Raw genomic sequence first — 3,644 nt, 5'->3', positions numbered from 1 at the left:
AAAACTATCAACAACTCATGCTTGTAAAGCTTGTACAATAGGGCTTTGAGTTTTTGTTAGATTGATATTTATCAACTTTAGAGCATTGCTGGACAGAGAGGGAGCTTGGGGAATTTTCTACAGTGTAAGTTCGGAAGAACCAAGAATTTAGTTGTATCTAAGTGCCATTGAAGTTCAGAACGAGGGGTTTCTTCGGTTGGTTCGTTGCCATTTTCATCCACCAGTTTAAAAAAGTAATCACTGGCTTCTATACTTCCTAAATTCGTCCCATTCTCGTCAAACTCAATTTCTGTGGTATAAGTCAAATCAAGTCCTAATACCGGTCCCCCACTAATGCTTAGTACCCCTGCTTCACTGAGTTCATTCAAGAAAGCACTTGCGCCAAAAAAAAGGCTATTTAGAACTAAATTAATAGCATTAACTTCTAATTCAACCCCAGCCCCCGCTTTAGCTTTAACACTAGAAGGATAGCTACTAACTTCTTCCCATTGTCCACTCCCTTGAGCAAAAGCTGAGAAATCTAAGGAAACATAGCCTTTGAATAGACCACCCGCTAAAGAATCACCATCGATAAAACCAGAAAAACCTCCTGCTTCTTTTCCAAGGGTTAAACTAAGTCTTAAGCTATTAGCAGCAACAGGAGACTGACTGCTATATTTTTGAGTGGAAGAATCAATTTCTGCACCGATATTAAGGGAAAAACCGTGCAAAGCTTTTTCAATACTTGACGATATTTGGGGTAAATTACCTGTTCCTAAACCGACACTAATAGAAACATCAGAAGGGAGAGTAATAATTCCCGATGCTCCGTCCAAAGCACCCGGAACAATTGAATAGGTAAATTCTGTTCCTTTGGGTTTAAAAGTTAATTGATTGGGGGAAGTAGCTGTTACAGGAAGTTGACTAATATCAACCAGTTGACTAACAGCTTGGTTATTTTTTCGAGTCGTTACTAAAAGATTGTTATTACTTAAAGCCACAACGTTTAAATTTGTGTCTTCTAATTCATCGTCAGTCAATTGTGTGGGAGAACTCCATTGATAACCCCCATAAATAGAAGAACTTAGGGAAGAAGTATAAACTTCCGCATTATTGCCACTTCCCCCTATCCAAGAAGCAACAACTCCTCCATTTTGTGTCTTAGTTAAGGTTAAATTGGCGGTGCTTCCTTGACTTTGGCTTCCAATACCACTATTAAGGGGTGTCACCCCAACATATTGACCATTAGTCCCAGAGGGTTGATAACCGTAATAGATTTGTCCGTTTTGATTCCAAACTGCATGGGTGACACCATTACCATCTGTAACAGTCGTCATACCAAAGGGTTGTCCACTGGAGTTGTTTAACCCTAAAATTGAGCTAATATTGCCAACTTGATAAGGAACACTTAGGTTAGTTATTCCGTATAAAATTCCCGTTTCGTCGATTTGAATTTGACTAAAAACGGGTAAGTTAGCAATAATATTATCCAACTCAATAAAGGTACTAGCACCACTTGACCAAGCATAAATATTGCCGCTATTGTCTAAACCCAACAGAGTTTGACTGTTGAGAGAAACTATTTGTTGGAAAGCGGGATTATTACCCCCATTAAATAGATTAAAATTCGTTCCATCCCAGAGGTAAAGACCACCTTGATTATCTAATGCCCAAACCGAGCCATCCCCTTTTCCTGTTGTAATCTGAGTAACACCACTCAGACCAGTACCAAAACCTGCGTCAAATTGTTGTGTCGTTGTATTCCAGACATATTGTTGAATGCGATTAGACAGATCGAACTTGATAATTGTCCAAATCTCATTATCATTAATAGCAGAAAAAGAAGCAAAAAAGTCTGTATTGGTGGCTGATTGCACTAGAATTGGATCTGCCCATATCTGAGAAGTGCTATTCCAAGACGTTAGATAATAACCCGCTTGTCCTGAAATATTACTGTAGATTAAAGCATAAAAATTACCCGCATTGTCAGAATCTATACCAACAATCTGACTTGGTGCTGGCAAACTCGATACATCGACCAGACTGTAATTTTGAGTGGCATTATCCCAGTAGTAATATTGCCCATTTGTCGTACGAGCTAATCGCTGAGTAGAATGGCTCACGATAGTTTGTTGAATCGTACTATAGTCTATCAGATTACTCATGGCGATTTAGTGTTCTAGATAAATTGGGAACAGATAAGCCTTTTTCTCTCTTTCTTATTGGGATTGGACGGCTTAAATTTTCAATAAAAACATTGTAGCATTTTTCCAGATGTCAATACTGTCCAGGGTGAGATCATCTCAAACGCTATTGACAATTGACCAATTTTGTGATCTGCGTGGGCAATTCAATTGATACCAGTCAATCAGAATAGTTACGAAATCTTCATAATTTGATCGATTTTTGCTTAACAATTGAGAGGGCAAATTCTCCTCAAATATGCCTGAATCGCTCCCTGGGTAAGCAACTTACATATAGTGCTTTTCACGTTACTGAGGTATCGACAAGTTTTGCCAACAAAGGGTTCAAGCTCCTTGCTCATACCTCATTCTTATGAAAACTGCTATAAAGTTGATTTTGTCAAGAATTATTAAGATGTGCTTACCCTGATAGGAGTAGGCAGCTATTGACTCGATTAACCATCAAGAAGGATAAATGAGAAAAGTTGTTTCTTGTTTATATCATGAGGATGGTTGTTGACGATAAATCTTAATTTGTTCCAAGCGAGGGCCGACCTTAGAAATAATGGTAAATTCTAAATTTTGGTAATATAATTGTTCTCCCACCCTCGGTATTTTTTGCCAATGATGGAGGATAAAACCAGCTAGGGTTTGGTATTCATCGGCCAAGGGTAAGCTTAAATTTAATGCTTTGTTCACGTCCTCTAAATTCATTTGTGCTTGTACGAGAAAAGTTGATTCATCGAGGAGTTGGTATTCCAATGTTCCTGATTGATCACTAGGGGGAAAAGTTCCTAGAATCTCGCCGATTAAATCTTTGAGGGTTAATAAACCGGCTGTTCTGCCAAATTCATCCACAATGATAACCATCTTTAAGAATGATTCCTGCATCACTGTCAGTAATTCATTTAAAGGGGTAGTTTCGGGGAAAAAACGCACAGGTTTTAACCAAGGTTTAATCGGGGTTGTTAAATTTAACTGACCTTCGACAAGGGGTAAAGCTAAATCTTTAAAATCGATCAGACCACGGATATCATCACCGGAATCTCCTGCCACAGGATAACAAGAATAGCCACTGTTAACCACGTTGAGCAATAATTCCTGAAAAGTTGCGGTCGAGGGAATAGCTATTAAACGGTTATGGGGAACCATAATTTCTGCCGCAGTGATTTCGCTAAACTGGAAAACATTATTTAAAATTTTCCTTTCCGCTGCTTCTAATCCCGTTAATTCCCCTTCCATGCTGATAATTAATTGTAATTCCTCGGAAGTTACCCGACTAGAACGCTGCAGATCCACTTCGGGAATACGGGTTAAAACCAATAAAAAACGAGTTGATTGGTTGAGAATACCGATAAAAGGCTTAAAAATCCGGGAAATAACGCCAATAGGTGCTGCTAATAATCGCGCCATCGGTTCGGCATAAATTAAAGCTAGGGATTTGGGATAAAGTTCCCCAAAAACTATCTGGAGATAGGCCAC

At 38.8% G+C, this 3,644-nt stretch carries 2 protein-coding genes; both read right to left on the bottom strand.

All coding sequences use genetic code 11. The features are described 5' to 3' along the window. Positions 1-77 precede the first annotated feature (77 nt). The gene (locus O9324_RS24410; RefSeq protein ID WP_288141552.1) at positions 78-2,144 is read right to left on the bottom strand and encodes a hypothetical protein; all 2,067 of its coding nucleotides are present in this window, start codon (positions 2,142-2,144) and stop codon (positions 78-80) included. 519 nt (positions 2,145-2,663) lie between these two features. Beyond that, a partial coding sequence (locus tag O9324_RS24405; protein ID WP_288141551.1) for a hemolysin family protein occupies positions 2,664-3,644 on the bottom strand: 981 nt, incomplete at its 5' end.

The organism is Microcystis sp. LE19-84.1B, assembly GCF_027531875.1.
Lineage (GTDB): Bacteria > Cyanobacteriota > Cyanobacteriia > Cyanobacteriales > Microcystaceae > Microcystis > Microcystis panniformis.
Note: the sequence above shows the minus strand (reverse complement) of the source record. Positions and strands in the feature narration are given on the sequence as shown.

What these genes read in the sequence shown, in the direction of transcription:
- O9324_RS24410 (WP_288141552.1), bottom strand. Translation starts at nt 2,144, where the DNA reads ATGAGTAATCTGATAGACTATAGTACGATTCAACAAACTATCGTGAGC.